General features: G+C 62.5%; 29 protein-coding genes. 2 read left to right on the forward strand and 27 right to left on the reverse strand.

The genetic code is table 11. The features are described 5' to 3' along the window. From B3H47_RS11950 to B3H47_RS11970, 5 genes are all read right to left on the reverse strand, one after another. Positions 1–855, reverse strand: an 855-nt coding sequence (locus tag B3H47_RS11950) for a hypothetical protein (protein WP_286987140.1), incomplete at its 3' end; no start/stop codon positions are given. A gap of 6 nt (positions 856–861) precedes the next feature. Beyond that, on the reverse strand, positions 862–1,119 hold the full coding sequence (locus B3H47_RS11955; RefSeq protein WP_286987142.1) for a hypothetical protein: 258 nt from the start codon (positions 1,117–1,119) through the stop codon (positions 862–864). Between the two features lie 13 nt (positions 1,120–1,132). Next, positions 1,133–1,948: a TIGR02391 family protein gene (locus B3H47_RS11960; protein WP_286987143.1), complete on the reverse strand. Its 816-nt coding sequence runs from the start codon at positions 1,946–1,948 to the stop codon at positions 1,133–1,135. A 19-nt stretch (positions 1,949–1,967) separates the two neighbouring features. Beyond that, entirely contained in the window at positions 1,968–2,447 is a 480-nt protein-coding gene (locus B3H47_RS11965) for a hypothetical protein (protein ID WP_286987144.1), read from the reverse strand. Positions 2,448–2,459: 12 nt separating this feature from the next. After that, entirely contained in the window at positions 2,460–3,398 is a 939-nt protein-coding gene (locus B3H47_RS11970; RefSeq protein WP_286987147.1) for a hypothetical protein, read from the reverse strand. 136 nt (positions 3,399–3,534) lie between these two features. Between B3H47_RS11970 and B3H47_RS11975 the strand changes: the two genes are divergently transcribed. After that, positions 3,535–3,918 (forward strand): helix-turn-helix transcriptional regulator, encoded by a 384-nt coding sequence (locus B3H47_RS11975; RefSeq protein WP_286987148.1) that lies wholly within the window; start codon positions 3,535–3,537, stop codon positions 3,916–3,918. A gap of 14 nt (positions 3,919–3,932) precedes the next feature. Here the strand turns inward: B3H47_RS11975 and B3H47_RS11980 are convergent, their stop codons facing one another. From B3H47_RS11980 to guaB, 5 genes are all read right to left on the reverse strand, one after another. Beyond that, on the reverse strand, positions 3,933–4,457 hold the full coding sequence (locus tag B3H47_RS11980; protein WP_286987150.1) for a helix-turn-helix transcriptional regulator: 525 nt from the start codon (positions 4,455–4,457) through the stop codon (positions 3,933–3,935). 4 nt (positions 4,458–4,461) lie between these two features. Next, positions 4,462–4,737: a hypothetical protein gene (locus B3H47_RS11985; RefSeq protein WP_286987152.1), complete on the reverse strand. Its 276-nt coding sequence runs from the start codon at positions 4,735–4,737 to the stop codon at positions 4,462–4,464. Positions 4,738–4,797: 60 nt separating this feature from the next. Further along, on the reverse strand, positions 4,798–6,054 hold the full coding sequence (locus B3H47_RS11990) for a tyrosine-type recombinase/integrase (protein ID WP_286987160.1): 1,257 nt from the start codon (positions 6,052–6,054) through the stop codon (positions 4,798–4,800). Positions 6,055–6,355: 301 nt separating this feature from the next. Further along, the gene (gene guaA, locus B3H47_RS11995; RefSeq protein ID WP_286987174.1) at positions 6,356–7,954 is read right to left on the reverse strand and encodes a glutamine-hydrolyzing GMP synthase; all 1,599 of its coding nucleotides are present in this window, start codon (positions 7,952–7,954) and stop codon (positions 6,356–6,358) included. A 42-nt stretch (positions 7,955–7,996) separates the two neighbouring features. After that, on the reverse strand, positions 7,997–9,472 hold the full coding sequence (gene guaB, locus B3H47_RS12000; RefSeq protein WP_286987177.1) for an IMP dehydrogenase: 1,476 nt from the start codon (positions 9,470–9,472) through the stop codon (positions 7,997–7,999). Between the two features lie 135 nt (positions 9,473–9,607). Here guaB and B3H47_RS12005 point away from each other — a divergent pair, with 135 nt between their 5' ends. After that, entirely contained in the window at positions 9,608–10,117 is a 510-nt protein-coding gene (locus B3H47_RS12005; protein WP_286987179.1) for a DUF4124 domain-containing protein, read from the forward strand. Positions 10,118–10,161: 44 nt separating this feature from the next. Here the strand turns inward: B3H47_RS12005 and B3H47_RS12010 are convergent, their stop codons facing one another. From B3H47_RS12010 to rlmN, 17 genes are all read right to left on the reverse strand, one after another. Then, the gene (locus B3H47_RS12010) at positions 10,162–10,683 is read right to left on the reverse strand and encodes a phosphoribosyltransferase (RefSeq protein WP_013123372.1); all 522 of its coding nucleotides are present in this window, start codon (positions 10,681–10,683) and stop codon (positions 10,162–10,164) included. Between the two features lie 55 nt (positions 10,684–10,738). Then, positions 10,739–12,061, reverse strand: a complete 1,323-nt coding sequence (locus B3H47_RS12015) for an adenylosuccinate synthase (RefSeq protein ID WP_286987181.1) — start codon at positions 12,059–12,061, stop codon at positions 10,739–10,741. A gap of 52 nt (positions 12,062–12,113) precedes the next feature. Then, entirely contained in the window at positions 12,114–13,265 is a 1,152-nt protein-coding gene (locus B3H47_RS12020) for an ATP phosphoribosyltransferase regulatory subunit (RefSeq protein WP_276709153.1), read from the reverse strand. A 47-nt stretch (positions 13,266–13,312) separates the two neighbouring features. Continuing rightward, positions 13,313–13,498, reverse strand: a complete 186-nt coding sequence (locus B3H47_RS12025) for a DUF2065 domain-containing protein (protein ID WP_013123375.1) — start codon at positions 13,496–13,498, stop codon at positions 13,313–13,315. 59 nt (positions 13,499–13,557) lie between these two features. Further along, entirely contained in the window at positions 13,558–14,448 is an 891-nt protein-coding gene (gene hflC, locus B3H47_RS12030) for a protease modulator HflC (protein ID WP_013106147.1), read from the reverse strand. A gap of 10 nt (positions 14,449–14,458) precedes the next feature. Then, the gene (gene hflK, locus B3H47_RS12035) at positions 14,459–15,778 is read right to left on the reverse strand and encodes an FtsH protease activity modulator HflK (RefSeq protein WP_286987239.1); all 1,320 of its coding nucleotides are present in this window, start codon (positions 15,776–15,778) and stop codon (positions 14,459–14,461) included. A gap of 41 nt (positions 15,779–15,819) precedes the next feature. Beyond that, positions 15,820–17,013 carry a GTPase HflX gene (hflX, locus tag B3H47_RS12040; RefSeq protein WP_286987183.1) on the reverse strand — a complete coding sequence of 398 codons (1,194 nt, stop codon included), beginning with the start codon at positions 17,011–17,013 and terminating at the stop codon, positions 15,820–15,822. After that, on the reverse strand, positions 16,988–17,233 hold the full coding sequence (gene hfq, locus B3H47_RS12045; RefSeq protein WP_013123378.1) for an RNA chaperone Hfq: 246 nt from the start codon (positions 17,231–17,233) through the stop codon (positions 16,988–16,990). The genes hflX and hfq overlap by 26 nt, the downstream gene beginning before the upstream one ends. Before the next feature lie 105 nt (positions 17,234–17,338). Beyond that, on the reverse strand, positions 17,339–18,736 hold the full coding sequence (gene der / locus B3H47_RS12050; RefSeq protein ID WP_286987185.1) for a ribosome biogenesis GTPase Der: 1,398 nt from the start codon (positions 18,734–18,736) through the stop codon (positions 17,339–17,341). Between the two features lies 1 nt (position 18,737). After that, positions 18,738–18,878: a hypothetical protein gene (locus B3H47_RS12055; RefSeq protein ID WP_286987187.1), complete on the reverse strand. Its 141-nt coding sequence runs from the start codon at positions 18,876–18,878 to the stop codon at positions 18,738–18,740. Between the two features lie 21 nt (positions 18,879–18,899). Then, a complete protein-coding gene (bamB, locus tag B3H47_RS12060) occupies positions 18,900–20,069 on the reverse strand; it encodes an outer membrane protein assembly factor BamB (RefSeq protein WP_286987189.1) in 1,170 nt (389 codons plus the stop codon). Continuing rightward, positions 20,066–20,704: a YfgM family protein gene (locus tag B3H47_RS12065; protein ID WP_276709165.1), complete on the reverse strand. Its 639-nt coding sequence runs from the start codon at positions 20,702–20,704 to the stop codon at positions 20,066–20,068. The genes bamB and B3H47_RS12065 overlap by 4 nt, the downstream gene beginning before the upstream one ends. A 42-nt stretch (positions 20,705–20,746) precedes the next feature. Next, positions 20,747–22,024, reverse strand: coding sequence for a histidine--tRNA ligase (gene hisS, locus B3H47_RS12070; RefSeq protein ID WP_276709166.1), 1,278 nt, complete (start codon positions 22,022–22,024; stop codon positions 20,747–20,749). A gap of 5 nt (positions 22,025–22,029) precedes the next feature. After that, positions 22,030–23,313, reverse strand: coding sequence for a flavodoxin-dependent (E)-4-hydroxy-3-methylbut-2-enyl-diphosphate synthase (ispG, locus tag B3H47_RS12075; RefSeq protein ID WP_286987191.1), 1,284 nt, complete (start codon positions 23,311–23,313; stop codon positions 22,030–22,032). A gap of 11 nt (positions 23,314–23,324) precedes the next feature. Then, on the reverse strand, positions 23,325–24,263 hold the full coding sequence (locus tag B3H47_RS12080) for a RodZ domain-containing protein (RefSeq protein WP_286987192.1): 939 nt from the start codon (positions 24,261–24,263) through the stop codon (positions 23,325–23,327). Between the two features lie 6 nt (positions 24,264–24,269). After that, positions 24,270–25,121 (reverse strand): type IV pilus biogenesis/stability protein PilW, encoded by an 852-nt coding sequence (pilW, locus tag B3H47_RS12085; protein WP_013106157.1) that lies wholly within the window; start codon positions 25,119–25,121, stop codon positions 24,270–24,272. 14 nt (positions 25,122–25,135) lie between these two features. Further along, positions 25,136–26,275: a 23S rRNA (adenine(2503)-C(2))-methyltransferase RlmN gene (gene rlmN / locus B3H47_RS12090; RefSeq protein WP_286987194.1), complete on the reverse strand. Its 1,140-nt coding sequence runs from the start codon at positions 26,273–26,275 to the stop codon at positions 25,136–25,138. Positions 26,276–26,311 lie beyond the last annotated feature (36 nt).

The following is a 26,311-nucleotide window of genomic DNA, read 5'->3' on the forward strand; positions in this document are numbered from 1 at the left end:
AAAATTCCATCGGCACGAACAATACTTGTAGCCAACGAGCGCATCGGTGTGCGACAGCAGGATGCGCGCCATCGTCATGTGGAAGCGATGGGCCTGGAGGTCCGCCGGGCCTCTGGGACGCGGTAGGGTCAGCCGTAGGCATCGCTGGGCGTTGAACTCACTCCAGTCGGGGCCAACGACTTGCCCCGCGCGTTCCAGCATCTTGCGGGACTGCTCGTTCTTGCCGTTGACCAGGGCAACGGCGACCGTACCCTTCGGGTACTCCAGCTTTTCGGCGAGCAGGTTCATCCAGCGCACCAACTTGTTCAAGGTCTCATCGTCGGCAAACACAAGGAACTGATGGCGTTGCTCGTCATCCAGAAACGCCGGCAATTGCGCGTAGAGGGGGTACAGCAGGTCGTGGAGATAGATGTAGCTCTGCCGGCGTCCTTGCTCGTGGCTCCGCGTGGTTGCGGTCAGTACCCGCTGTGCCCACTCGGGCGTGAGTTCGTCCAGCGTCATCTCGGTGATGTCGATGGAGATCAGCGGGAATCCTAGCGACTTTCCGATCAGCGCCTTCCGCCCGTCAAAGGCGTGGCCGAGTTCAATTTCAACGCCGCCCAGCACCATCGGCTCGGCCTGGACCGGCGGCCCGAGCACAGCCACGTCAAGCCGGAATGTGCTGCCGAATGGCGTCTCCAGGGGATGCTCGGTTGCCACCTGGTCGGCGCCGAGCAACAAGTTGCCTTCCAGCGGATAGTCCGACGCATCCGCATCCTTGAACGCCCACGGCATCGCAAGCCCGGCATGCAGGCGTCGTGAGAGTTCAGCCGCGACAAGTTCTTTCGCCCGCCGGTGTTCAGGGCTTTCCTGCACGGCGCGTCACCGGCTGGCCTCTTCATCGTCGAAGTGCGCTTTGGGGTTGAAGGTGTGCTGGGCAGGAAGCACCCGGAAATGGGAGCGCCGACGCAACTTCCCACTCTCGAAGGAAGGGCTGACCCACGTCACCATCTGCCGTGATGCGCCGGGAGATACCAGGGGCCACAGCTTGCGCGCATGTTCCCGACTGCGAACGTCGCGCGCGGCGATCGTGGTCTGGAAAATCCCTTTTCGAGAGAAGACAACGATCGCCTCGTCCATTCCTGTCTCTCCCTTACGGCGATACGGCCGCTAATTTCGTGGTGCCATCCAGCTTGCGGTGAATCAGCGATACCAGCGTCAGGATGTCCAGTGCGTCCTGTTCGGACATGGGCCAATTCGTCTTGGGCGCATGGGCCAGCGGATTGCGCACGGCACCAAATAGGCCAATCAGCAAGTTGGTAAAGCCTTTCTGCTCGCTCTTTTCGGACTCGGTGGTGAGCGGTCCCAAGGCGAGAACGGGTTGCTGGCCTGCGAATGCCTTGTTCACCAAGTCCGCGCCATCGCCGTTCAGGCCCGACAACAGGCGAATCCGCTCCGCAACACCTTTCGTTGCCTCGAACACGGCATGGAAGTAGTTTTCGTCCACCAACTCCGCGCGGCAGTAGTTCAGCACTTCCGCATGGACGACGCGGCTTTCCAGCGCGGCCTTGAGTCGTCCCGCGCGGGCGCGAGCGGCATCAAGCGTCGTGGCCTTGTCGGCGTACCCGACCTTGCCGTCGTCGCGCACGTAGAAACCGGAGAAGGCAAGGACGACATTGAGTTCGTCGCGCCGCCAGGCGAACGTCGCAGGATCGCGGGCATAGCTCACCGGGTTCATCGCGCGATTGATGAACATGATGAGATGGTTGCCGATTTGGTGGTGGTTCTGCGCGCCGGCCAGCGCATTGAACAACCGCTTCCACTTGGTCATGCCGGGCGACGTGTCGGCAATCTCGATTTCTTGCAGCAGGCGTTCGATCTGCGTGCCGCTCAGGCCACGCTCGGTATCGGCGAGCACGCGGCACGCAGCTTCAAGGTGCTGTGAGCTGAACGGTGGAATGCGTGTCATGAGTTTTCCCTGTTACCTCTCAAGCCCATTCAAGCATGGTGATGATCGCCCGCCCCTCGGTTCCAACCTCCACAAACAGGGCATGCTCGTAGCCAAGCTGCTGCTTATAGCCCCGAAGTTTCCGAAGGTCGATTTGCCGGTCAACACGGCTCGTTGACTTCTTTAACTCGAAGACCAGATAGTTGTTTCTCGTGCCTCGTCGATGAACGATCACATCTGGAAATACGGTCTTCGCCTCATCATCCTCGCTGTCCGGATACAGCTCCAGATGTCCGAGCCTCTTCGGCTCAGCGCCATCCCGGTTGTATTCGCAATCTACGGTCCAATCAGGAAAATGCCGTTGGAGATACATCGCGAAGCGAAAGGTGATGGATCGTTCGTTGGTGTCGATACCGAGCAAGTCACGGTCATTGACCAGTAGTTCGGACAACGCGCGAGCCACGGCCTCGCCTGGCGGATGGTGATTGAGGTACCGAATTTGTTCTTCGGACAATGCCATTTCCATGCTCGCCTACTGAAGACTCACGTCAAAGGGCGCATACACCGATCGAAACATCGTCAGAATTTTCCGTCTGGCTTCGTCCAGTTCGTCGGCAACGCGATGCGTGAGCATGTACGTGGGGCAATTCGGCTGACCGCACCCACAGTGCCTGATCTCCCCTTCCTTGAGACGGGTCACAAAGATGCGACGAAGCCCATCGACCTGGCGAACCACCTTTGCAAGCACTGCCTGGATGCGTTGATCTCGAAGATGATGGATCGAGGGGATACGCCTGATCTCGTCTCCCTCGCGCGTCCGCCAAACGCCGGTGTTGAGTGCGCCAATGGTGTCTTCGATCGCCTGCTGAAAGGCAGGCAGGGAGCTTTCCTGCTGAAACGGTGTCCGAAAGACCGGGCGATCGAACACGGCCGCCATCAACTGCAGTGCATCGGCATCCGAGAGATCGGGGAAGTCGTCCACGAACTTTCGGATCTCCATCTCAGCGTCGGGAAACTCGATGCCATGGACGAAACGATGCAGCAGGTACTCGGCGCGAAGCCGCAGGTTCTCCTCGAATTCCACACCTGACCATATCGTCACATGCGCAACACCGAGGGATGCCGCGGCTTGCTCGATTCGAGTTCGGCTGGCGTCCGAAACAGGGCCACGAGAGACGAACTTGAAAGCATTCGGCGTCCCGCCAGCGGCTTTGACCGCCTTGGACATATCGCCCTTGGCCTTCGCTAGGGTCAGCGTGTCCCGGTTCGCGCATTGGATGATGGTCTTGCGTGCCGGCTGGTCGTCGAATGGCTCGATACCCGCGATGTCCCGCCCTTTGTCGCCTCCCGATTGGCCATGCCAGATCAGGTCACGCCAGCCAGCGCGCACGTGGTATGCAAAGACAAGGCGCTCAAACTGGATGCCGCTGTAGTCCTCGAAATGAATCGGAGAAACCGTTGTCGTCGCCATACTCTCCCCCTTTTCCTTGGCTATTTGTCTTCAGTACGCCTCTCTACGCTCCAGTGAGTTCCCGCGATAGCAATTGAAAGCCACCATGTCGTCATGCGGTGGCAACTCATATCGCCGGACAACCACGGAGTTCGACATGGAGAATAACCCGACAGGAAACATAGGCCGAGTCAACGGTACCGAGATGCGCTCGCCGTCCGCCCTCCCCCTGCCCGGCTCGATCGCCTACGGCGATCTCCCCCAGTTCCCGAAGCACGGCCTGCTGCCATTTCGGCGCACCATCCGCCGTCATGAGTTGCGTCAGATCGTCCCCTTGGCCGAAACGACGATCTACGAAATGGAGCGTCGCGGCGAGTTCCCTCAGCGTTTCAATTTGACGCCGCGCTGCGTGGTGTGGGACCTGGCCGAGGTGGAGGCCTGGATCGAGGAGCGCAAGCAAGCCCCTCGCATCAGCGCCGCCAAGCCGGATGTCCACCTGCGAAAAACCCGCCCTGTTCGGGCGGGTTCCGGTCAGGAATGAGGCTGGCGACGGCCTCATCCAACGAGAGCTTCCAGCTCGTCGGAAGCTGAGCGCGATAACCGCCGCCCCTCCTTGGCCACGTTGACCTGCAAGGCAACGCACGCCACCTCCAGAACGTCCATGGCCAGCGAGTAGCTACCCTTTGCCTGCAGCCAGGCCAGCACATCCGCCAAGTGCCAGATCGACGCGCTGCCCTCATGCACCGGCGCTGGGAAGCTGCCCGGATGGGCCAGCATCAGCTTGCGCATGTTCTGCCGCGACACGCCCACGATGTCGGCCACGTCGGTCAGCCCAACTAGATCAGGCGCGACCTCGATCAGCCTGGCCGATGGCACGACGCTCCGCACGTCGGCCAACGCGCTGCGCACAGCCGCGTCCGCACTGTCCGCCTCTCGGGTGAACTCCAGCGCGAGCCGCCCCGGCTGCCCGATGCCGACCAGGGCATCGTCGCACCCGGCCTCGCCCAGACGCTCGACCAGTGCATCCGGGTCACGGTCATCGTCGGCGAGTTGGTATTTCAGGGTGAAGGTGTATTCCATCGTGCTACTCCTCGGCATCGTCGGCTGCCTCCTGCTGCTTGCGGTGCGTCGTGCAGTTGTCCACGACTCGCCGCAAGGCACGCGCATGGTTGCTAGGGTTCTTCGGCGTACTCCACACGCTGGTGATACAGAATTCGCCGCAGCGACACTCCGCATCGTTGTACGGACAATAAATCCGCCCCCAGGCGTGGCTGCCACCGACTTCCACACGCCAGCCCTGCCCTTCGGCGTGCCTGAGTGCTTCCTCGACTTCTTTCTTCGGATGAGAGGACCGGGCCATCAACAGTCTCCAGTATGGGAATAATTACCAAGGTTGTCAAGTGACAACCTTGGTCCTGCTTCAGGCCATCGCACTCAACACCGGCACGACCACGTTGTCCGGCATCAGCTTCGGCACATAGGTCTGCCCGTCGATCCAGGCATCGACCATGTTGGCCCACTCCTGCAGCATGTGGCGCCGCTGCTCGGCGTACTCGGCCTTGTTGTAGATTGAGCGCGAGGAACGCCCTTCTTCGTGCGCAAGGCACTTCTCGATCCAGTCTCGGTTGAACCCGATCTCGTTGAGCAACGTCGAACCTGTGCGGCGCAGATCGTGGACGGTGAACGGCTCCAGCGGCAGGCCTGCGGCCTTGGCCCGCTGCGCCACGATCTGCGTGACCCGATTGAGAGTCGCGTGAGACATGCAATGGTCTGAGTCGTAGCGCGATGGCAGCACAAACTTCGAGCCGGCCGCGCAAGTGTGCAGTGCCACCAGAATGTCCAGCGCCTGGCGCGACAGGTAGACCACATGTGGGTTGCGCCCCTTCATCCGCTGCTTCGGGATGGTCCAGGTCGCGTTCTCGAAATCGACCTCGTCCCAGGTGGCCTCGATCAGCTCGCTCTTGCGTACCAGCGTCAGCAGGATCATTCGCAACGCCAGCCGAATGGTCGGATAGGTGGCCACCGACTCCATCTGCCGCGACATCAGACGGATCTCCAAGGGCGACAAGGCACGGTCCTTGGGCACGAAGGTCGCGATCGACGCCGCGCCCACGTCGGCCGCCGGGTTGTCCACCTTCTCCCCATGCAGGATGGCGAAGGCATAGACCTGCTTCACGATGTCGCGAATGTGCACCGCGGTGGCCGGGGCGCCCCGCCCTTTCACCTTGCCGCACAAGGAGCGCAAGTCGTCGGCTGTGATTTCGTTGAGCAGGCGGTTCTGGAAGGCCGGCAAGATGTCCCGATCGACGATGCTCTTGCGCATCGCTCGCGTGCTGTCGGCCATCCGGGCACCGGCCATCCACTGGGCGGTCATGTCGCCGAAGTTCTTGGCGGCGGTCAGGCGGCGCTTCTCGCGCTGCTTCTCATGCGCCGGGGACTTGCCCTGGGCGACGGCCTTCTTGGCGTCCAGCAGCTTTTCGCGGGCCATCGCGAGCGAAATGCCGGACGGCCCATACCGTCCAATGGTCAGCGTCTCGCGCCGGCCGTTGAGACGGTAATCGTAGCGGAAGGTGACGGTACCGGTGGTTGATACCGTTACGTACATGCCGTCGCGGTCGGAAGCCTTGTAAATCTTGGACTTAGGCTTGAGATTGCGTAGTGCGGTGTCGGTAAGCATCGAGGTTTTTCCTCCTGTTCATGACGGCTTTTACCGTCAGGGGTCAGGAGACCTGCTGATGCTCGGAAAGCCGCATGAAACAAGCTTTCCTGAGGAGTGATTTACCGTCAAAGACCGGTTTGGTCTGGATAGTAAACGGGAGGGTCTTAATCCGGCCTCCGGTTTCTACCGTCACCTCTACCGCCAATCCGTTTTGCTGGTCGGCGATAGCCACCGATAGCTGCCGTCACGTATTTCTTTCTAAATCAACACGTTATGACAGTTTTTCGATAGGTCACGATAGTCCCCGAAGGACCTGATTTCACTCCCACTCGATGGTCGCGGGCGGCTTGGAACTCACGTCGTAGGTCACGCGGTTGATGCCGCGCACCTCGTTGATGATGCGGCTGGACACTTTTTTGAGCAGCGCATAGGGCAGCTCGGCCCAGTCGGCGGTCATGAAATCGCTGGTCTGCACCGCGCGCAACGCGACCACAAAGTCGTAGGTGCGGCCGTCGCCCATCACGCCCACGCTCTTGACCGGCAGGAACACGGTGAAGGCCTGGCTGGTCAGCTCGTACCAGCTCTTGCCGGAATCCGGGTCGAGGGTCGAACGCAACTCTTCGATGAAGATGGCGTCGGCCCGGCGCAGCAGGTCGGCGTACTCCTTCTTCACCTCGCCCAGAATGCGCACGCCCAGCCCCGGGCCGGGGAAGGGATGGCGGTAGACCATGTCGGGCGGCAGGCCCAGCGCCACGCCCAACTCGCGCACTTCGTCCTTGAACAGTTCGCGCAGGGGCTCCAGCAGTTTCAGGCCGAGTTGCTCGGGCAGGCCACCCACGTTGTGATGGCTCTTGATGGTGACGGCCTTCTTGCTTTTGGCGCCGCCCGACTCGATCACGTCGGGGTAGATGGTGCCCTGCGCCAGCCACTTCGCGCCCTTGGCGCCGTCGCCTTTGAGCTTGGCCGCCTCAGCCTTGAACACATCGACGAACAGCCCGCCGATGATCTTTCGTTTTTTCTCGGGATCGGTCACACCCGCCAACTGGCCCAGGAACAGTTCGCTGGCGTCCACACGAATCACCTTGGCGTGCAGCTTGCCCGCGAACATGTCCATCACCAGGTCGCCCTCGTTCAGGCGCAGCAGGCCGTGATCGACGAACACGCAGGTGAGCTGGTCGCCGATGGCGCGGTGAATCAGCGCTGCCGCCACCGAAGAATCGACACCGCCCGACAGACCGAGGATGACCTCCTCATCACCGACCTGCGCGCGAATGCTCTGCACTGCTTCAGCGATGTAATCGCCCATGACCCAGTCGCCACGGCAGCCGCAGATCTCTCGCACGAAACGTGTGAGCATGGCCTTGCCCTGCACGGTGTGGGTGACTTCGGGGTGAAACTGCACGGCGTAGTAACCGCGTGCCTCGTCGGCCATGCCCGCGATGGCGCAACTCGGCGTGGACGCCATGAGCTTGAACCCCGGCGGCATATCGGTCACCTTGTCGCCGTGGCTCATCCACACTTTGAGCATGCCGTGGCCTTCGGCCGTGCTGAAATCTTCAATGCCGTCGAACAGCCGGGTGTGACCGCGGGCGCGCACTTCGGCATAACCAAACTCGCGGTGGTCGCTCCATTCCACCTTGCCGCCCAGTTGCGCTGCCATGGTTTGCATGCCATAGCAAATGCCCAGCACGGGCACGCCCAAATCCCACACGGCTTGCGGCGCGCGCAGTTCGTGGTCTTCGTAAGTGCTGCCGTGGCTGCCCGAAAGAATGATGCCCTTGGGCGCGAACTCGCGCACGAAAGCATCGCTCACATCGCAAGGGTGAATTTCGCAGTACACCCGCGCCTCGCGCACGCGGCGGGCGATGAGCTGGGTGACCTGGGAGCCGAAGTCGAGGATGAGAATTTTGTCGTGCATGAAAGCAAGCGTCGGCGCGAAGCCGACGATGGGGATGAGAGTTCAGTCGACGTGATAGTTGGGCGCTTCCTGCGTGATCTGCACGTCGTGGACATGGCTTTCACGCATGCCCGCTGCGGTGATCTGCACAAACTCGGCCTGCCCGCGCATCGCCTCGATCGTGTCGCAGCCGCAATAGCCCATGGACGAACGCACGCCGCCGACCAGTTGGTAGATGATGGCGATCAGCGGCCCTTTGTGCGGCACGCGCCCTTCGATGCCCTCGGGCACGAATTTTTCGTTGCCCGAAGCCGAAGTCGTCTCAGCGCCATCCTGAAAATAACGATCCGCCGAGCCCGCCTTCATCGCCCCGATGGAGCCCATGCCCCGGTAAGCCTTGTACGCGCGACCCTGATAAAGAATGGCCTCGCCCGGCGCCTCTTCGGTGCCTGCGAACATGCTGCCCATCATGACGGTGGACGCGCCCGCGGCGATCGCCTTGGCGATATCACCCGAGTAGCGGATGCCGCCATCTGCAATCAAGGGCACACCGCTGCCCTCGAGCGCCTTGGCGACATTGGAGATGGCGGTGATCTGCGGCACGCCCACTCCGGCGATGATGCGTGTGGTGCAGATCGAGCCCGGCCCGATGCCGACCTTCACCCCATCCGCCCCAGCCTCGACCAAGGCCAGCGCCGCAGCGCCCGTGGCGATATTGCCGCCTATGACCTCGATCTGCGGGAAATTACGTTTCACCCAGCGCACCCGGTCGAGAACGCCCTGGCTGTGTCCGTGCGCGGTATCGACCACGATCACATCGACCCCAGCGTTGGCCAGCGCCTCCACGCGCTCTTCGGTGCCCTCGCCCACACCCACCGCAGCGCCCACGCGCAGCTTGCCTTGCGGGTCACGGGCGGCATTCGGACGTTCGGTGGCCTTTTGAATGTCCTTGACGGTCATCAGCCCGCGCAATTCGAATTCGGCGTTGACTACCAATACCCGCTCCAGCCGGTGCTGGTGCATCAGCGCCTTGGCCTGCTCCAGCGGCGCGCCTTCAGGAACGGTCACCAAGCGCTCGCGCGGCGTCATGACATCGCGCACCGGGGTATCGAGACGGGTCTCGAACCGCAGGTCGCGGTTGGTCACGATGCCCACTACCTTGCCGTTTTCGATCACCGGAAACCCGGAAATGCCATGCTGGCGCGACAGCTGCATCACGTCGCGCACTTTGACGATGGGCGAGATGGTGATCGGATCGCGCAGCACGCCCGACTCAAAACGCTTCACCCGCGCCACTTCGGTGGCTTGGGCCTTGGCGGTGAAATTTTTGTGAATGATGCCGATGCCGCCCTCCTGCGCCATGGCGATCGCCAAGCGCGACTCCGTCACCGTGTCCATCGCGGCGGACACTAGAGGAATGTTGAGGGAAATATTGCGAGTCAGGCGAGTCGCAAGGCTGGTGTCTCTGGGTAACACCTGGGAATATGCGGGGACCAACAACACATCGTCGAAAGTCAGCGCTTTTCCTACAAGACGCATAGATGCCTCCGTGCAAAAGGAAATTATAGGGGTGCGCGTCACCGCGGCGCTCAGCGCGCTGCGAACCGACCGATAGGCCGCACAACCGCGCTAAGCTAGCAGCCTGTTTTGACCACGGCGACTTTGGGAATCCTTATGCGCACTCTCGCACCTGCTCCGCTATTTCGCGTTTTCAGCAGCGCACTGTTTCTGGCCATGGCCCTGATGGGGATGACGTCTGCCCACGCCGCGCAGTGGAAATGGCGCGATGCCAGCGGCGTGGTGCATTACAGCGACCAGCCACCCCCGGCCAACATTCCCGCCAGCAACATTCTGCAGCGCCCTGCCGCGAACGCCGCCGTTCCAGCCGTCGCAAGTCACTCGGCATCGCAGCCCCAGGCCAGCAACGAGTTGGAAAAGAAAATCGCGGAACAGAAAAAGGCCGAGCAAGCCGCGCAGGAACAGGCCAAACTACAGCAGCAACAGGCCCAGGCGCTTGTGAACCAGCAGAACTGCCTGCAAGCGCAAAAGCAACTCCAGGTGCTCGATAGCGGTCAACGCATGGTGCAAATCGACGCCCAAGGCCAGCGGGTCATCATGGACGATGCGCAACGCGCCGCAGAACGCGCCAAGATCGCCGCTCTCATTTCGCAGTATTGCCGCTGAATTGCCCATGAGCTGCTGCCCATGAGCTGGCAGCGACCTCCGACTCAGATTTTCCAGCGCTCGGCCAGACGAGTCGGACGTAGCACGTCGTACTCTTCAAAGGGCTGGTGTATCCAGGGGCTCGTGGGCAGCATGTCCACGTAGTACTCGGGCAGATAGGTCGAAATGCCCTTGACCCAGATGACGGCGCTGCGCAGATCGGTAATTTTTCCGGCGCTGCGCAAATGGTTTTCAACGGCTTTCAAGGTCTCGCCCGAATCGGCCAGATCATCAACGAGCAGCACGCGCCCTTCAAGCTCCCCGCGCGGCAGCGTGATGTAGCGGGCGATGTCTAGGCGGCCCTGCACCGTTCCGGCGCTTTCGCGGTAGGAGCTGGTGGACATGATGGCCAGGGGTTTGTCGAAAATGCGAGAAAGAATGTCTCCAGGCCGCACCCCGCCTCGCGCCAGGCAGAGGATCTGATCGAACTCCCAGCCCGAGGCATGCACCTTGAGGGCGAGTTTTTCGATCAGGGCGTGGTATTCGTCCCAGGAAACATAGAGATGCTTGCCGTCCTCGCTGAGCATGGCCGAACCTTTGTGAACGTGTGGAAAATGAAATCTGCCGGAGCGCACCGAACGCTCAAGCCTGAAACGGATGCCGCAGCACGATGGTGTGATCGCGGTCGGGGCCGGTCGACACCATGTCGATCGGCGCGCCGATCAACTCGCCCACCCGCTGCAAATAGCTGCGCGCCGCAGCAGGTAGTTGATCCCAGGTCGTGAGGCCCTTGGTGCTTTGCGTCCAGCCCGGAAAATCTTCGTAGATCGGTTCGCAGCGCTCGATCTCGTCGGCATCGAGCGGGAGCACGTCGCGCCGTTCGCCGTCGAGCATATAACCCACACAGGCGCGGATGGTCGGCAGGCCGTCGAGCACGTCGAGCTTGGTGATGCACAGCCCCGACACGCCGTTGATGATGACCGCCCGCTTGAGCGCCGCGACGTCCAGCCAGCCACAGCGGCGCGCACGCCCCGTCACCGTGCCGAATTCCTGACCCACGCTGGAGAGGTGATGCCCCACGCTGCCCGCCTCCGTGGTGGGCAACTCCGTCGGGAAGGGGCCGCTGCCCACCCGGGTGGTGTACGCCTTGGTGATGCCCAGCACATAGTGCAGCATGCCGGGGCCGACGCCCGATCCCGCCGCGGCCGTACCGGCCACGCAATTGCTCGAAGTCACGAAGGGATAAGTACCGTGGTCGATGTCGAGCAGCGAGCCTTGCGCCCCTTCGAACAGCAGGCGATCACCGCGAAGATGGGCCTGATGAATCAGGTAGCCCACGTCGGCCAACAGAGGCCGCACCTGCTCGGCGGATTTGAGCAATTGATCCATCACCATCCCGGCATCGAGCGGATCGGTGTGCAAATAATTCTTCAACACAAAATTGTGCAGATCGAGCACTTCAGCAAGCTTGGCCTGCAGGCGCTGCGGATGCTTGAGGTCTTGCAGACGGATGGCGCGGCGGGCCACCTTGTCTTCATAAGCCGGCCCGATGCCCTTGCCGGTGGTGCCGATCTTGCCGCTGCCGTCGTTTTCGCGGCGCACCTCGCGCGCTTTGTCGAGCGCCACATGCGTAGGGAGTACGACTGGGCAGGACTCGCTGATGTGCAGCCGTGAGCGCACATCCACTCCAGCCGCTTCGAGGCGACCAATTTCAAGCAACAGGTGTTGCGGATCGACCACCACGCCATTGCCGACATAGCAGGCCACGCCCACGCGCATCACGCCTGAAGGAATGAGCTGCAGCGCGGTTTTCTGCCCGTTGATCACCAGCGTATGCCCCGCGTTGTGACCGCCCTGAAAGCGCACCACGCCCTGAGCATGATCGGTCAGCCAATCGACGACCTTGCCTTTGCCCTCATCCCCCCATTGGGTGCCCACTACGACCACATGACGACCAGTATTCACGCGTGTGTTCTCTCAAGTAAATCAGTCTATCCAACGATAGCGTTAGGGAAGATCAGCCGCGATCTTCAACCAGCCAGACACCGCCTCGCTGCACAAGTTGGCGGCTAAAGGCGCTTGCTTCGTGCGCCTGGCCAGGGGGTAATTGCACCACGGTTTCACCCCGGCGTCGCAAATCGGCGACCGCCTCCGGCAAACCAGAGGCTGTTGACCACTCTGCCGCAATGGCGGCGCTGGCCTGCGGCGCGGCGGCGAAGCCCGCCACTTCGCGCAAGTCCATGGAGAATCCGGTGGCAGCGCGCGGTCGACCAAAGCTGGCGCCGACTTCGTCGTAACGCCCACCACGCGCCACGGCATTTGCATAGCCTTGTGCGTACACGCTGAAGATCACCCCGCTGTGATAGCGATAGCCGCGCATATCGGCCAGATCGATCTGCACCTGCGCGCCCTGCTGCTGGTGGTGGCGGGCCAGAGCCGACAGATCGTCGAGCGCCTGGGAAATGAGTGCATGCTGCGGCAACACGCGCCGCGCCTCAAGGAGCACGTCCGCATCGCCGTACAGCTCGGGCAGGGCGAGAATGGCTGCGCGCTGGGTTGGCGTGCAGTCGCGAGTCAGCAACCGCAGTTCTCCGGCATCCTTGCTGGCCAGTGCATCGAGAATCGCTTCCATGTCTTGCGACCCGAGCAGCAAACCTGACAGCACGCCACGCACGATGCGATTGTCGGCCAGATCGAGCGCAGCCCGCTCCACCCCGGCCAGTCGCAGGCAGTCCAGCGCCAGCTGCTGCACTTCGAGATCGGCTTCCAGTCCAGCATGCCCGTACAGTTCGGCGCCGAATTGCAGAATTTCCCGGCTGGCGTGCACGCCCTCGGGATGCGTGCGCACCGCGCTGCCGCAATAGCAAACGCGCGTTACGCCATCCTGATTCAGCAAGTGAGCGTCGATACGCGCGGCCTGCGGCGTCATGTCGGCACGCAAGCCCAGCGCCCGCCCGGAGATCTGGTCAATCAGCTTGAAAGTTTGCAGATCGAGGTCTTGCCCGGTGCCCGACAGCAGCGAATCGACGAACTCCAGCAACGGCGGCATGACCAGGGCATAGCCATAGCCCCGCGCCGTATCGAGACAGGCGCGGCGCAGGTGCTCGATCACCGCCGCCTCACGCGGCAACACATCGGAAAAATATTCGGGAAGACGCCAGTTGCTCATAAGACGCGCAGAAAAATGGGGCACGGTCATCCGTGCAACATCCAAGCTTACTTGAGGAGGAACACCAGGAGAAGGCCGATCGCAACGGCGATCAGACCGACGAAGCGTAGTTGACCGTCGGTCAGTGCCATGATCTGCCGGAACATGTCTCGCCACTGCCGGGGGAAAAACAGCGGCATCAGGCCTTCGATGACCAGAACCATGCCAATGGCAAGGAGCAAGACGTTCTGCATCGCAGCACCGCATTCTGACCGCCAGAGACCGCCGGTTAAGACGGTCTTTTCCCGCGGATTTATTTGCCCGGCTTCAAGGCCGCTCCACCCGGCCCGCGGAAGAACTGGAAGAACTGGCTGTTCGGGTCGAGCACCAGGACATCGGACTTGCTGTTGAAGCTGGCGCGATAGGCCTCGAGGCTGCGATAGAACTCGGCGAATTGCGGGTTCTGCCCGAACGACTTGGCATAGATCGACGAGGCTTCGGCATCGCCCTGGCCCTTGATGGTCTGCGCCTTGCTGTACGCCTGTGAAATCACGATTTCACGCTGCTTGTCGGCCTCGGCGCGAATCTTTTCCGCCTCGGCGTAGCCGGTCGAACGCAATTCGTTGGCGACGCGCTGGCGCTCGGCCTCCATGCGGCGATAAACCGACTGGGTGATGGAGGAAACGAAGTCCACGCGGGTCAGTCGCATGTCGACGATCTGAATGCCCGTGCCCTTGATGTCTTTCGCAATGCCGGTCTGCACGTCCTTCATGACCTGGTCGCGCTGCGAAGACAGTACCTCGCGCACGGTGCGACGCGTGATCTGCTCGTTCAGCGCCGCTTTGACGATCTGCGAAAGCCGGTCGCCCGCGCGTCGCTGATCGCCGCCGTAACTGCGAATGAACTCGGTCGGATTGGTGATACGCCATTTCAGATACCAGTCCACCACCACGTTTTTCTTCTCGGCCGTGATGAAACGATCGGTATCAGGGCTTTGCAGGGTCAGGATGCGCTTGTCGAGAAACACCACATTCTCGAAAGGCGCCGGAATCTTGAAATACAGGCCAGGGGTGCTGATGACCCGTTTGATCTGCCCCAAGCCGAACACGGCGGCGAACTGCCGTTGATCGACCACGAACAGGCTGGAAGACAGCAACAGAATGGCCACGACCAGCGCCACGAGAGCCAGAATGATCTTGTTCATTGCTCAGCCCTCACTGGAAGTTGCGCTCACGCAGGGTATCGCGCGAGGTTCTTGAACTGGAAGGAGCGGTTCCGTCCGGCGCGGACGCTGAACTGTCGGCCGTCGCAGGGGCGGCGCCCACGGAGGCCGCCGGCAAGGTCGGCACGGCGGTGGGAGCAGCGGGCGCGGCCGTGACACTCGTGGGGGCCTTGCCTGCGGATTGCTGTAGCAATTTATCCAGTGGCATGTAGAGGAGGTTATTGTTGTTGCGCGAATCCACCATGACCTTGGAAACGCTGGAAAGAATGTCTTGCATGGTTTGGAGATACATACGCTCGCGGGTGACTTGCGGCGCCTTTTCGTATTGCTGCAGGATCTGATCGAAGCGAGAGGTATCGCCCTGCGCCTGCGCCACAACCTGCGCCTTGTAAGCCTCGGCGTCCTGGATCAAGCGCGACGCGGTGCCCTGCGCACGGGGAATGACGTTGTTGGCGTAGGCCTGGGCTTCGTTCTTCAGCCGTTCACGGTCTTGTCCCGCCTTGATGGCGTCATCGAAAGCGGCTTGCACCTGTTCCGGGGGCTGCACGTTCTGCAGCGTGACGGTGGTGATGACGATGCCAGTCTTGTAGCGATCAAGAATTTTTTGCGTCAAAACCTGCACATCGCTGGCGACTTGCTCGCGGCCCTCGTAGAGCACATAGTCGAGCGTCTTGTTGCCTACGACCTCGCGCACCGCGGTTTCAGCCGCCTGCGATACCGCGTCGTCCGGACTGCGGTTGTTGTAGAGGTAGTCCACCACGTTGTCGATGCGGTACTGCACGGCGAAGCGAACGTCGACGATATTCTCGTCTTCCGTCAGCATGGCCGACTCGGGCAAGCCCGTTGCCTTCACCTCGCCGCCGCGCCCGACCTCGACCGACCGAACCTGCGAGACGTTGACAATTTCATCGGCCTCGAACGGATACGGCAGGCGCCAGTGAAAACCGGCGTCGGTGATGTAGGCCAGTTTGCCAAAACGCGTCACCGCAGCCTGCTGACCTTCCTGCACGATGAAAAAGCCGGAAGACAGCCAGCCCAGCACCCCGATGACCACCAGAATGATGACCCCCACGCCCATGCCCTTGGCTGAGGGATAGAGGTCGGGGCGTTGCGGCGGCGTGCCGCCACCGTTGCCTGAGCCGCGCTTCTTGCCGAACAGGCCGTTGAGCTTGCGGTTGAAATCACGCCAGAGTTCATCGAGATCGGGCGGGCCGCCGCTGCCAGGACGCCGGTTCGGATCTTGGTTGTTATTGCTTTGCTGACCGTTCGTGCCGTCGTCCTTGCCCCAACGCGGGTCATTGAGGTTGAACATGCGCGAAAAAGGCCACACACGAGGCCAAAAACGTAAGGGAGTCATGCGGAAATTTGAGTAGTGTCCGACAAAGCTGAAGCAGAAGATTGGAAGCGGGGATCAGCCAATACCGCTTCCAGCAGCGCACTTTTGAGGGAAGCAACACCAGCGCCGGTCAAGGCACTTACGACGAGCCGAGGTATGCTAGCACGCGCTTCGATACCCTCAGATTGAGTGTGACCATTTGTAACCTGAAGGTTCACTGGCAACAGATCAGATTTGTTGAAGATCAAGAATTGCGGAATATCGTCCGCGCCGATCTCGCGCAGAACGGCGTGAACTTCATCCATCTGCTCGCGCAACATGGGCGAACTGGCATCCACAACGTGCAGCAGCAAATCGGCCTGAAGCGTGTCTTCGAGCGTAGCCTTGAAGGCCTCGATCAAGGTGTGGGGCAGATCGCGGATGAAACCCACCGTGTCGGACAGGGTGACGTTGACCTGCGGGCCCAGGTAGAACTTGCGCGTGGTGGTGTCGAGGGTCGCGAAAAGCTGGTCGGCCGCGTAAATTTTCGACTTGGTGAGCGCGTTGAACAGCGTGCTTTTGCCCGCATTGGTGTAGCCCACCAAGGCCACGCGAAACGCGCCGGTGCGCCTGCGCGCACGGCGTTGCGTCATGCGCTGGCGCCCCAGTTTGCCCAGACGTGTGCGAAGCATCTTGATCTTGTCGTCGAGCATCCGGCGGTCAAGCTCGATCTGCTTTTCGCCCGGGCCGCCACGCACGCCGATACCGCCGGTCTGGCGCTCCAGGTGAGTCCAGCCGCGCACCAGGCGGGTGGCCAGGTGTTCGAGACGAGCGAGCTCGACCTGCATCTTGCCTTCGGCGCTCTGCGCACGGCGGGCGAAGATTTCGAGAATGAGGCCCGTACGGTCGATGACGGGTTTGCCCAGCGCCTTCTCCAGATTGCGCTGCTGGATGGGGCTCAGTGCATTGTCGAAAATGATGGTGTCCGCCGAAGTGGTGCTGACCAGTTCGCTCAATTCATCGAGCTTGCCCGAGCCGATGTAGGTCGCCGCGTCGGGCCGTGCTCGCACACAGGACAACTCGCCCGCCAGGGCATAACCGGCGGACGTGCTGAGTTGCTCCAACTCAGCCAGCGCGTCGTCCGATGAGGGACGTCGCTGCTGGACGCTGACCAATGCAGCGCGCTCAGGCCCCTGAGGCTGCCCTTCAGGCTGCGGGTGCTTCTTGCTCACCGATTTGGAAGGAGACGGGACGTGCCGGAACGACCGTGGAAATGGCGTGCTTGTAAACCATCTGGGTGACGGTATTGCGCAGCAACACCACGTATTGATCGAAAGATTCGATGTGACCTTGCAACTTGATGCCATTGACCAGATAAATCGACACCTGGACATGCTCTTTGCGCAGCAGGTTCAGAAAGGGGTCTTGTAGCAACTGCCCTTTGTTACTCATCTTATTCTCCATTGGGGTGAGGAAAGCTTAAATGGCATTCATGGTCTGGAATGCAAGAGGCTGGAAAATACCATAGTGCCAGCGCAGGCCGCCGCACCGGGGCCATCAGTCGTCGCGCGCGTAGGGGTTGGTGCTGCTGCGGTATTCCACCCGCAAAGGGGTGCCCGTCAAGTCGAATTTTTCACGCAATTGGCCTTCCAGATAGCGCGTGTAGGTAGCGGGCACCCGGTCGAGCGCGCTGCCATGAATGATGATGATCGGCGGGTTGGTGCCGCCCTGGTGCGCGTATCGCAACTTGGGCCGCACCGGGCCGGAACGCGGCGGCTGTTGCTGCGCCACCGCTTCGATAATGGCGCGCGTAAGTTTGGGGGTAGGCAATTTGCGATAGGCCGCGGCGTGAGCGGCGATGACCGACTTCATCAGCCCGTTCAGTCCTGAGCCCGTGCGGGCGGAAATGCTGTGAAATTTCGCAAAGCTGACAAAAGGCAGACGCTGACGGATGGCGACCATCAGACGTTCGCGCCCGTAGGTGTCCACCGCATCCCACTTGTTGGCCGCCAGCACGAGCGCCCTGCCCGCCTCAACGGCAAAACTGGCGATATGCGCATCCTGGTCTGAAACGCCTTCGGTCGCGTCGAGCAGCAGCACGACGACGTTGGCCTGCTCGATGGCTTGCAGCGTCTTGATGACCGAAAATTTTTCTACCGCCTCGAACACCTTGCCTTTGCGCCGCAGTCCGGCGGTGTCGATCAGGATGAACTTGCGACCGTCGCGCTCGAACGGCACTTCGATCGCGTCGCGGGTCGTGCCGGGCATGTCGAAGGCAATCACCCGTTCTTCACCGACCAGCGCATTGACCAGTGTGGACTTGCCCACATTGGGCCGCCCGGCAATGGCCAGACGCAGGCTGTGCTCGCGCGGCTTCGTGGTCTCGGCGCCGGGGCCGGGCGCGGTCTCGGCGGCGACATCGCTTGCCGCCTCGGTCTCGGGTATCCCCTCGGAAGGCTCGGAAGGCAGCGCTTGCAGAATGCGATCCAGCAGATCGGGCACCGAGTCACCGTGGGCGGCGCTGATGGAAAAGGGCTCGCCCAAGCCGAGTTCGTGGAATTCGGCCAGCGCCGGATGGCCATGCCGACCTTCGGCCTTGTTCACGGCCAGAAGAATGGGCTTGCCGGTCTTGCGCAATTCGGCGGCGATATGCAGGTCTTGCGGACTGAGCCCAGTGCGCAAATCGACCAGAAACACCACCAGATCGGACTCAGCAATGGCCTGGCGCGTCTGCCGCGCCATCTGGTGCACGATGCCGGTATCGACCACGGGCTCGAAGCCGCCGGTATCGACCACGATGACCGGCCGATCCGCCATGCGCAGCATGCCGTAATGACGATCGCGGGTAAGGCCCGGCATGTCGGCCACGATGGCATCGCGTGAACGCGTCATGCGATTGAACAGGGTGGACTTGCCGACGTTCGGTCGGCCAACCAGCGAAACGATAGGGGTCATGTCAGAGGGTGTGAATGGATTCGGCGTGGCCGAGCAGCGCGTCCAAACGCCCCGGATCAAGGCGCAAAGCACAGCCGTGCCCGTCGGCACGGTGCGCATTTGTAACGCCGAGCGGGGGTGTTTGGGCGCGATGAGCGGACATGGCGGATTTGTTCACACCCTCTCAGTCCGGCACGAAGGCGTAGACCGCGCCCTTGGCCGTGACCGCCACCAGGGTCTTGCCCACGACCACGGGCGCCGACTGGATGGCGCTGCCGTCGGTCGCCACGCGGCCGACGATGCTGCCGTCCTTGGCGGAAAGAAAGCTGATATAGCCCTGATAGTCACCCACCGCCACCGTGCGACCGACCAATAGCGGCGCGCTCAGCTTGCGCCATTTCATCTGGGCATTGGTCCAACTCGGTACGCCATCGGTGGCCGAATACGCCTGCACGTCGCCGTTCGCCTGCGTTCCGACGACTTCCTGATCGTTCATGCTCAGCGCGGTGTAGCCGTTGGCGGTGCGCGTCCAGAGCATGCGGCCGGTATCGGCGTCCACGCAGCCGACGGCGGATTGGTAGGCACGCGCGCACAGTACCGAGCCCAGCAGTGCCGGTTGGCCGGTAATGCCCACCACGCGCTCGACCTCGGTCACGCCACGGGGGCGTGCGAGAGTGGCCTGCCAGCGCGGCAAACCGTTGTCCAGGTCGTAAGCATCGATGCGCCCGAGGCCGGTGCCGATCATCACCACGCCGGTACGCTCCACGATACCACCGGCCTGTTGCACCAGCAGGGAGGCGGCGCGACTGTCGGCTTGCCACAAACGCTTGCCGGTCGCCGCGTCAAAGGCAAACACGCGCTGATCGGCTGCCTGGACGATGATGCGACCGTCGAACACGGAAGGCGGCGTGAGCACCGTGGCCGGTAACTGATAGCGCCACAGCAGCTGGCCCTTGGGGCCGATCGACACGAGGCCGTTGTTCTTGTCGACCACGGCGGTAAAGGTGCCGTCGCTCCCCGTCCCCGCGCTGATGCCCGCAGTCACCTTGGCCGACCAGACCACCTGCCCGGTCGCGCTGTTCAGGCGCATGACCTGCCCGTCGGACGAAGCCACGACGACGGCGTCCGGCAGTGTTGCGGTCTGGAACCACGCGGGCACCGCGCCAATATTCTGCGTCCAGGCTTGCTTGACAGTCAGAATGTTGACTACCGGGGTCAGCGGCATCGGCTCAGGCGGTTTGGAGCCCGAAGCGCAAGCGCCCAAACCCGCGACGAGCAAGAGAGGCAGAGCCAGACGCGCCAGCCGCACGAAGCGTGGCGCCACAAAGCGGGAACTCTGACGGGTCGCACTCATGCCGCACCTCCGCCGACCGACTGCAGTTTTTGCTCCACCGCAGCGCGCTGTGATGAATCGGCAGGCAATGCCTTGAGTGCGGCGTCGTAAGCAGTGCGAGCCGCGTCGCGCTGGCCTTGCAGCATGGCCAGATCGCCGCGGCGGATGTCAAACAGGGCCGCGAATGTCGGCTCGGGCACGTCAGCCAGGGTTTTGATCGCCTCTGAATATTGCTTGGCATCGATCTGCAAGGCCGAAAGATTCAGCCGGGCCACTGAGCGCACGCTCGGTCCGGCCGCGTGCTCGGAAGCCCACTTGAGCGCGGCGATGGCCTGCTCGTTTTTACCCGCGTCGTGCAAGGACTTGGCGACGGCCAGCGCAGCCATGCCGGCATAGGCACTGCCGGGAGCCTTGCTCTGCATGACGGCCCAGGCCTGCTCGATCTTGTCAGGGTTGTTGCTCTGGATGGCGGCCTGCACCTGCTCGAACACCACTGCCGCCTTCGCCCCTTGGTTGCGTTGCCACCATTGCCAGCCGTAATAGCCGGCGAAACCCACAGCGACGGCCAACACGCCCGCGGAAATCTGGGTGCCCCAACGCTCCCAGAAATGGCGCATCTGGGCGATCTGCTCTTGTTCTTCGAAGTTGTAGCTCATGGGTCGATGGGGGACGAAAAGCGGCTATTTTAGGTTGGCCATTCAGAGCAGAGCGCAAACCAGCGTCTGCAAGGGTTCCAGCGGGAGCATGCGCTGCTGCTGCGCATCCTGCGCGCCGCGCAGATCCTTGATACCGACCTGCCCGGACTGCAATTCCTGTTCACCGAACACCAGCGCCCAGCGCGCGCCGGAGGCGTCGGCCTTTTTCATTTGCGACTTCATGCTGCCGCCGCCCATGTGCAGTTGCACCCGCACTCCGGCAGCACGCAAAGACTCGCACAGGGGCATGACACGCGACATCAACTCAGGGCTGGTCATCACGGCGTAGGCATGAGGGGCGCTCACGGGCGCATTCTGACCCGCTTCGATCAGCAGTTCGAGCACCCGCTCCATGCCCAGCGCCCAACCGCAGGCTGGCGTGGGCTTGCCGCCGATCTGCTCGATCAGCCCGTCGTAGCGCCCGCCCGCGCAGACCGTGGCCTGCGCGCCCAGCCGGTCGGTCACCCACTCGAACACCGTGAGGTTGTAATAGTCCAGCCCACGCACCAGTCGCGGGTTGAGGGTGAAAGGCTGCCCCGCCGCGCGCAACAGCGCCTGCACCCCCTCGAAATGCGCCAGCGACGCTTCGCCGAGGTAGTCGATGAGCTTGGGAGCCCCCTCCACCAACGCTTGCATGGCCGGATTCTTGCTATCGAGCACGCGCAGCGGATTGCTGTGCAGGCGGCGGCGCGCATCTTCATCGAGTTGATCGATGTGTTGTTCGAGGTAGGCGATGAGCGCCACGCGATGCCGCGCCCGCTCGTCGGCCTGACCGAGACAGTTGATTTCGAGCGTGACCAGTTCACTCAGGCCCAGACGCGCCCAGAGCTGACGGGCCATCAGAATGAGCTCCACGTCCACATCCGGCCCGGCAAAACCCAGCGCCTCGGCACCGACCTGATGGAACTGGCGATAGCGCCCGCGCTGTGGCCGCTCGTGGCGGAACATCGGCCCGGTGTACCAGAGCCGCTTGCCGCCGTCATACAGCAGCGAATGTTCGATGCACGCGCGCACCACGGCCGCCGTGCCTTCGGGCCGCAGCGTGAGCGGTTCGCCGTTGAGCGCGTCGGTGAAGCTGTACATCTCTTTCTCAACAATGTCGGTCACTTCGCCGATGCCGCGCACGAACAGCGGGGTGTATTCGAGTATGGGCGTGCGTAGATTCTGGTAGCCGTAGCTGCCCATGAGCGCGCGCACCTGCTCTTCAAACCACTCCCACGCCGCCGATTTGGGCGGCACGATGTCATTCATGCCTTTGACGGCACTGAGTTTGTCTGCCATGAAATTCAAGCCACCTGTTCAGGATGGCGATGGGGCGCGCCGTAGCGCTGTTGAACGTATTGCTCGACGATGGCCTGGAACTCGGCGGCAATGTTGTCGCCGCGCAGGGTCATGCGCTTCTCACCATCGATAAACACCGGCGCCGCCGGCGCCTCGCCGGTACCGGGAAGACTGATGCCAATGTCGGCGTGCTTGCTTTCACCCGGACCATTGACGATACAGCCCATGACGGCCACGCGCAGTTGCTCCACGCCGGGGTAGCGGTTACGCCAGACGGGCATCTGCGCGCGCAAAAACGTGTCGATGCTTTGGGTCAGTTCCTGGAAAAAGGTGCTGGTGGTACGACCACAGCCGGGGCAGGCGGTGACGCTGGGCGTGAAGGCGCGCAGGCCCAGAGCCTGCAAGATTTCCAGCGCCACGACCACTTCCTGACTACGCGGCGCATTCGGCTCGGGCGTGAGCGACACGCGGATGGTGTCGCCGATGCCCTCTTGCAGCAGCACGGCCAACGCCGCAGTCGAGGCCACGGCGCCTTTGGTGCCCATGCCGGCCTCGGTCAAGCCGAGATGCAGGGGATAGTCGCAACGCGCCGCCAGGGCGCGGTACACCGTGATGAGATCCTGCACATTGGAAACCTTGCACGACAGCAGGATCTGCGCCGGATCCATCCCCAATTCACGAGCGCGCTGAGCCGATTCCAGCGCCGAGAGCACCAGCGCCTGCGCCATGATCTGGCGCGCCTCATAAGGCTGGGCGCGGCGGGCATTGGCGTCCATCAGGCTGGCGAGCAGTTCCTGATCGAGACTGCCCCAATTCACCCCGATGCGCACGGGTTTGTCATAGCGCTGGGCGATGTCGATCATCTGACCGAACTGCTTGTCTTTCTTGTCACCCTTGCCCACATTGCCCGGGTTGATGCGGTACTTGGACAGCGCGCGGGCGCAATCGGGAAAGTCGTTCAACAGCCGATGGCCGTTGTAATGAAAGTCGCCGATGAGCGGCACCGAAACGCCCATGCGGTCGATCTGCTCGCGGATGGCAGGCACTGCCGCTGCGGCCTCGGGCGTATTCACCGTGATGCGCACCAGTTCCGAGCCCGCCACCGCAAGCTCCTTGACCTGAATGGCTGTGCCGATCGCGTCGGCCGTATCGGTATTGGTCATGGACTGCACGCGCACCGGCGCGTCACCGCCCACGGTCACCACATGATCGCCCCAGACCACGCGGGCCTGGCGTGTGCGGTGGCGGGCGGGCACGGCTTCGGAAATGGGGGGGTCGAGCAATTCCATGAATGAGCGATTTATTTCAGGGTGAAGCGCGCGACATTCGCTCGCGTATCCGGGGTGAGATCGACGGGCTTGCCTGCATAGCTCACCGTGGTGTGCGGCGCGTTGCCCACCACGATGGCCAGCGGCGTGCTTCCCGCAGGCACCTGAATGCTTTGCGGCGCACCGGGTTGCATGAGCTGAGAAAAAATCACCTTGCCGTTGCTGGCGGTGACTTGCACCCAGCTCGGCGCGCTCGCCGCCAGTTGCAGCACATTGCCCGAAGCAGCGCTGGTTGCAGCAGAGGCTACCGGCGCAACTGGCACCGGCGCCGAGCCTGCGATGGCGGGCGTACTCTGCAAGGGCAACGGTGACGAACCGGCATTTGCGGGATGAGATGCGGGATGAGATGCGGGATGAGATGCGGGGTGCGATGCAGCTTGCGAGGACGGCTGTGAAGCGGCGGGCAGCACGCTTTCCACCGAGCCCGGCGCGGGTTGTTGGGGCTTCGCCGCGCTTGGCATCAGCCCCTCGGTCAAACCCCGCAAGGCGGGCCAGAAAAACACCACGGCGGCCAGCGCAACGATCAGCACCGCCAGCCAAAGCAGACCGTACGATTTACGAGTAGCACTCGCCGAGCGCGGCAAAGGACGCTCTGGCACGCGTGCGGCCAACTCCGCGCCCTCCTCTTCCGGCACCGGACTGTGCAGCACCGGGGCGCCCGGAAGCAGGTCGAGCAGGGGTTTCGCATCGATTTTCAGTGCCTTGCAGCAACTCCGCAGCAGCGCACGGCCGAAAGTGTCGTCGGGCAGCGCCGACCAATCACCTGCCTCCAGCGCAGCGATTTTTGCAGGGGCCACCTTGAGCTGTGCGGCAAGCTCTTCGACATTGCGCCCGGCTCCCATGCGCGCCTCGCGCAGGGCAGCCCCCGCCTTGGCACGGCTGGCAATCAGTTCCGGAGTGGGTTCAGTCATACGGAATCAGTAGTTCAGCAGGGCGGAATCGTCAAACTTCCCCTGCTGCGCGGCGATGGCTTCACGCGAGTCTGGAAAGCGCTGGACGAGTTGATTGGTCCACAGCGCAGCGTCCATCGCATTACCCGCCTTGCGGGCAATCAGAATGCCGACCCAAAGCGACTGGGCGCTGGCGTATTGACCACTGTTGACGCGGGCAATGTAGAACAGCGCTTCCTTGGGCTTGCCCATGCGGTCGAGCACGACAGCCAGATTGGTGGACAACGCAGGATTGCCCGGATCAAGCGCGAAGCCCTTTTTGAGCGTGCCTTCCGATGCAGCCAGATCTCCTGCGCGGTATTGGCACACCCCCAGCGCCAGATAAGTGCGCACCGGATAACGGTAATTCTGGATGGCCAGGGCCTTGTTGAACTGAACGAACGAGTCCGGATAGCGACGCTGCTGACAAAGGAACCAGCCATAGTTGTGCAGCGCATCGGGATTGTCCGGCGAGAGCCGCAGCGCCTCGCGGTAATTGGCCTCGGCCTTGGCGGTGTCGTTCAACGCGGTATAGATGAGCGCGCGCATGGTGTAGGCGGGCACGAAATCAGATTTCTCTGCCAGCGCCTTGTTCACCTCTTCGAGCGCCACGGTGAACTGCCCGCGCTGGTAGTAGCCCTCGGCGAGTTCCAGACGCAACTGAACACGCTTGAGAACATCGGTCTGCTGGGTGCTCAAAGTCGCGCCCGAGCCCATCTCTGCCGCACGCTGCGTCTGCGTGGCGCAGCCGCCGAGCAACGCGGCGCCTGCCATCAGCAAACCGAGTACGGCTACCCGCCAAGCCGAAACGTGGGACCGCGCACAAAGATTCAGGAACATGGGCAAAGTCTCCCTCAATGACCCAGGCGGGCCGCATTCGGCACGGCAGCAGCCTGCTGCATGCGGATGACGCGGCGGGTGCGATCCTGCACCTCGCCCGCCAGTTGACCACAAGCGGCGTCGATATCGTCGCCGCGGGTTTTGCGCACCGTGGTGACCAGGCCCGCATCGAGCAGCACCTGGGCAAACGCCGCGACCCGCGCCGCGGAAGATCGCTTGAGCCCGGACTGGGGAAACGGGTTGAACGGAATCAGATTGAACTTGCAGTTGACCTGCGCAGCGCCCACCAGCCGCACCAAATCTTGAGCTAGCGCCGGGGTGTCGTTCACACCGTCGAGCATGCAATATTCGAAGGTGATGAAGTCGCGCGGGGCAAAGTCGAGATAGCGCTTGCACGCCGCCAGCAGTTCGTGCAGCGGGTACTTGCGATTGAGCGGCACCAGTTCGTCGCGTAGCGCATCAACGGGCGCATGCAGCGAGACCGCCAGCGCCACCGGACAATCCTGCGACAGCCGGTCGATCATGGGCACCACACCCGAGGTGGACACCGTGACACGGCGACGCGACAGACCGTAACCATCGTCGTCGAGCATGGTGCGCAGCGCGGGAACCAACGCGCTGTAGTTTTGCAGCGGCTCGCCCATGCCCATCATCACCACGTTCGAAATCGCACGCTCGCCGCCCGGCAGACCCAACTCGCGCCGCATGGTGAACTCGGCGTGCCAGAGCTGGGCAAGAATTTCCCAGGTTTGCAGATTGCGACTGAAACCCTGATGCCCGGTGGAGCAGAACTTGCAATTCACCGCACAGCCGGCCTGAGACGATACGCACAGGGTGTTGCGCTGCGCCTCTGGAATGAACACCGCCTCGACGGCGTTGCCCTGCCCCACATCGAACAGCCATTTCACCGTGCCATCGGCCGAGCGCTGTTCGCTGAGCACAGGCAGCGCGGCGATGTGCGCATGCTCCCGCAAGAATTGGCGCAAGGGCTTGGCCAGATCGCTCATGGCCTCGAAATCGGCCACGCCTTTCTGGTGCATCCAGCGAAAAACCTGCCGAGCGCGAAACGCCGCATGGCCGTGACGCCCGAACCACTCCACCAATCCGTCGCGATCGAACTGGAGAAGATTGGTGGAGGTCAGTTCGCCAGACATGGGCACAGCATCAACGGGGAGTCGGCGGGGGGATCA

This window comes from Thiomonas sp. UBA7699 (assembly GCF_002482605.1).
GTDB classification, from domain to species: Bacteria; Pseudomonadota; Gammaproteobacteria; order Burkholderiales; family Burkholderiaceae_C; genus Thiomonas; species Thiomonas arsenitoxydans.